Genomic DNA, 3730 nt, shown 5'->3' with positions numbered 1-3730 from the left:
CCGGTTCGAGCGGATCGGAGAGCTGGGCGATCTGGATGAGGCGATCCTCGCCGGTCAGGACGCGGCGGGAGTGGTGGGGGCGTCGCCGCGGGTACGGGTCCAGGCAGCTGTCGGCTGGGGGCGGGCGGCCGCGGGTGGGGAGCGGTGGGATGAGGCGGTGGCCGGGTTCACCGCCGCAGCCGAGCTCGTAGGCCAGCTCGCCCCTCGCAGCCTGGACCGCTCTGATCAGGAGCACCTCCTCGTCGCTCTGAGGAATCTGGGTGCGGACGCGGCGGTGTGCTGTGTCCAGGCCGGGCTGCCGGAGCGGGCGGTGGAGTTGTTCGAGGCGGGTCGGGGGGTGCTGCTCGGGCAGGCGTTGGATACCCGCACCGACCTGACCGACCTCACCGCGGCGTATCCCCGCTTGGCCGAGGCGTTCACCCGCCTCCGCGACGAACTGGATTCGGCGGACCCCACACGGACCTTCCCATCGCTCACCACCGTGGGACCGGACGGCATCAGCGCCGCCTACGACGACGGCGGTCGGCGGAGGTCGGCGGCGCTGGCGTTTGACGCGCTGATCGAGCAGATCCGCGGGCAGGACGGCTTCGAGGGCTTCCTGCGCCCCCCGTCGATCCGCGAGCTGCACGCTGCGGCCGTCGATGGCCCGGTGGTGATCGTCGCGGTGTCCGAGTACGGATCCCATGCTTTGATCCTGATTCGCGACGAGGTCCATACCCTGCCGCTCCCCAGGCTGACCTCCGAAGCCGTCGACGACCGGGTGACTGCGTTCGTCACCGAGTCTTCCCCCGCTGGGGAGGAGGAGTTGGGGGACGTGCTGGGCTGGCTGTGGGACCAACTCGCAGCCCCCGTTCTGGGCCGGCTAGGTCTGACCGGTCATCCGCGGGATCAGGAGTGGCCGCGGGTGTGGTGGTGCACCTCCGGCCTGCTGTCGTTCCTGCCGTTGCACGCCGCTGGACATCATCACACCTGCCACGACGCCGTCCCCGCCACCGTTCTCGACCGTGCTATCTCCTCCTACACCCCGACGGTCCGCGCGCTCATCCACGCCCGCCGCCCCCTGCCCGAGCCTGTGCCCCACCGGCAGGAGCCGCACATCGTCGCGGTCGCCATGACCCACACCCCACCCGCCCTGGATCCCTCGGGGGAAGACATCTCCCTGAACGATCTTCCTGGCGCGAAGGAGGAAGTCGGCCACCTTGAAGCGCATTTCCCCGGCCGGGTGCGGCCCTTGATCGACCTGCGGGCGACCTACGCCACGGTGACCGAGGCCCTGCCGGCCTGCCGGTGGGCGCATTTCGCCTGCCATGGGATGGCCGACCTTGCCGACCCGTCGGCCAGCCGGCTGTTCCTGCACGACCACCGAACCCGGCCGCTGACCGTCCTCGACGTGACCCGGCTGCACCTCGACGGCGCGGAACTGGCGTTCCTGTCCGCCTGCGAGACCAGCCGGCCCGGCGACCTGCTCCCCGACGAGGCGATCCACCTGGCGTCGGCGTTCCAACTCGCCGGCTACCGTCACGTCATCGCCACCCTGTGGCCCATCGACGACACGGCCGCGGCCGATCTCACCGACGACATCTACGGCACCCTCGCCGCCAACGGTGACCGCCTCAACCCGGCCCGCGCGTTGCACGACGCGGTCCTCGGCCTTCGCGCGCTCAACCTCAACAGCCCACGCATCTGGGCCTCGCATCTCCACACCGGTGCCTGACCCCACCCCCCTACCGCTTGGAACCAGCCATGCCCGATGCGCTCGACACGGCGGGAATCCTCGCCGCCACGCACGCGATCCGCCCGCGCCTGTCCGCGCTCGTCGGCCCGGCCCACGCCGCGCAGCTCGACACCCAGCTCGCCGACGCCCTCACCCACCCCGACCCCACTCAGGCCGCGGCAGAGCTGGACCGGTTGCTCCGGAACCGCCCCCAGACCCGGGCGTTCCTGCGCCGTGTTCTCGCCGACGCCCCCCACTATCGACCGCCCACCCTCGACCAGGAAACCCAGCGGGCCGCCGACTCCAGCCGAGGAGTGGCGCTCGCCGGGGATTCCGGAGTCGTCGACGCCGACCGCTTCATCTGCCCGGATCCCGACTGCGACTACGCATGGCATCGGCCCTCGGTCGGCGACACCGTTCGCCACTGCCCCGACCATGCCGTCGCCCTGATTCCCGGCTGACAGGGCCAACGGCGTGCTCGACGAGTTCTGGAAGGCCATCGGCGGGAAACTCGCCGACCGCTGGGCCGCCCTCGCCGCTCCCGCCCTGATCTTCTGGCTCACCGGACTCGCCGCCTGGACCCACCACAACGGCGGTCTGCACACCCTGACCAGCCACACCGCCTGGCTCGACCGGCAGACCCCCACCGTCCAGATCCTCACCATCACCGCCTGCCTGCTCACCGTCGCCGCGTCCGCGGTGATCGTGAACCAGGCCGCCACCCCCACCCTGCGCCTGCTCGAGGGTTACTGGCCCCCGTTCGCCGATCCGCTGCGCCACCGCCTCGCCGCCCGCGCCGCACGCCGCGCCGCCGACGACCAGACCGCCTGGCAGGCCGCCTACGCCGCCGTGCGCCCCCCGGCAGTCCCGACCAGCCGGCAACTCGCCGTGTACACCCGCCTGGAACAACGCCTCCGACGCCGCCCCACTCCCGGCGCCCCCGCCTACTACCTGCCCACCCCGATCGGGAACATCCTGCGCGCCGCCGAACGCCGCCCGGCCGACAAGTACGGCCTCGACACCATCATCTGCTGGCCGCGGCTGTGGCCCGCCCTCCCCGACACCCTGCGCGCCGACCTCCTCGCCGCCCGCGCCACCCTCGACACCGCCACCACCACCGCCCTGTGGGGACTGCTGTTCTGCGCCTTCACCCCGCTCACCTGGCTCGCGATCCCCCTCGGCCTCGCCGTCACCACCCTCACCGTCACCACCGTCATCCCCGCTCGCGCCCACACCTTCGGCGACCTCATCGAAACCGCCTACGACACCCACCGCACCGCCCTCTACAGCCAGCTCCGCTGGCCCCTCCCCGCCACCCCAGCCGACGAGAAGGCCGCCGGTCAGGCCCTCACCGCCTACCTACTGCGCGGCTCCGACCGCCCCACCCCCACCTTCACCCCGCCTCCCTGACCGGCCCCGGTTTCCGCACTCCGAGACGGGACTTTCCAGCCCGCCTCAGAAACTTTCCTGTGGAGTCCTCGATCGTGCGTGCGCTCCTCGTCCGCCTGTTCGGTACGGCACTGTCGAATCCCGGCGTCCGGAATGGCACGACTCCTACCTTGGGAGCCCACGGATATTTCCTGGATTCGCCGACCGCCAATACGGACTTCTGGTAATGTCTTGATCTGTGGGGGGCGCCTTCTGTCGCATCCGCAATCCTGCAGCGCCTGGTGGAGAGGGCGCGCGTGTGGCCGTCCGCATTCACTCCCCGTCGTACGCGGCAGAGTGGGTCGTCCGGTGGGCGATGTCACGTCAGACCAATATTCTCCGTCGTGATGACAAGGGGGACGTACAGCATGGATGGTCAGCCGGCCTGGCGTTTTTGCGACAAGTGTTTTGGTATCTTCTTCAACGGTGATCCGGACCCGAAGCGGAAGGGTCACTGCCCCGCGGGGGACGCTCACCACGCCCAGGGGTTCGTCTTCTACCTGCCACACGATGTGCCGGACACGGTCGGGCAGCCGGGGTGGCGCTTCTGTGACAAGTGCTTCGGCCTGTTCTTCAACGGTGACCCGG

3 protein-coding genes and 1 pseudogene are annotated in these 3730 nt (G+C 70.7%); all 4 read left to right on the top strand.

Translation table 11 applies throughout. The features are described 5' to 3' along the window. Positions 1-1714, top strand: a 1714-nt coding sequence (locus tag UK82_RS18840; protein ID WP_152989946.1) for a CHAT domain-containing protein, incomplete at its 5' end; no start/stop codon positions are given. A 29-nt stretch (positions 1715-1743) separates the two neighbouring features. Continuing rightward, on the top strand, positions 1744-2175 hold the full coding sequence (locus UK82_RS18835) for a hypothetical protein (RefSeq protein WP_044885178.1): 432 nt from the start codon (positions 1744-1746) through the stop codon (positions 2173-2175). A 13-nt stretch (positions 2176-2188) separates the two neighbouring features. Next, the gene (locus tag UK82_RS18830; protein WP_055408435.1) at positions 2189-3124 is read left to right on the top strand and encodes a hypothetical protein; all 936 of its coding nucleotides are present in this window, start codon (positions 2189-2191) and stop codon (positions 3122-3124) included. A 386-nt stretch (positions 3125-3510) separates the two neighbouring features. Beyond that, positions 3511-3730 (top strand): annotated as a pseudogene (locus tag UK82_RS38655) (hypothetical protein); the annotation flags it as partial.

The organism is Frankia sp. ACN1ag, from assembly GCF_001414035.1.
Taxonomy (GTDB): domain Bacteria; phylum Actinomycetota; class Actinomycetes; order Frankiales; family Frankiaceae; genus Frankia; species Frankia torreyi.
This window is presented reverse-complemented; position numbering and strand designations above follow the sequence as displayed.

Coding starts and splice junctions, on each gene's coding strand:
- UK82_RS18835 (WP_044885178.1), top strand. CDS start 1,744: ATGCCCGATGCGCTCGACACGGCGGGAATCCTCGCCGCCACGCACGCG.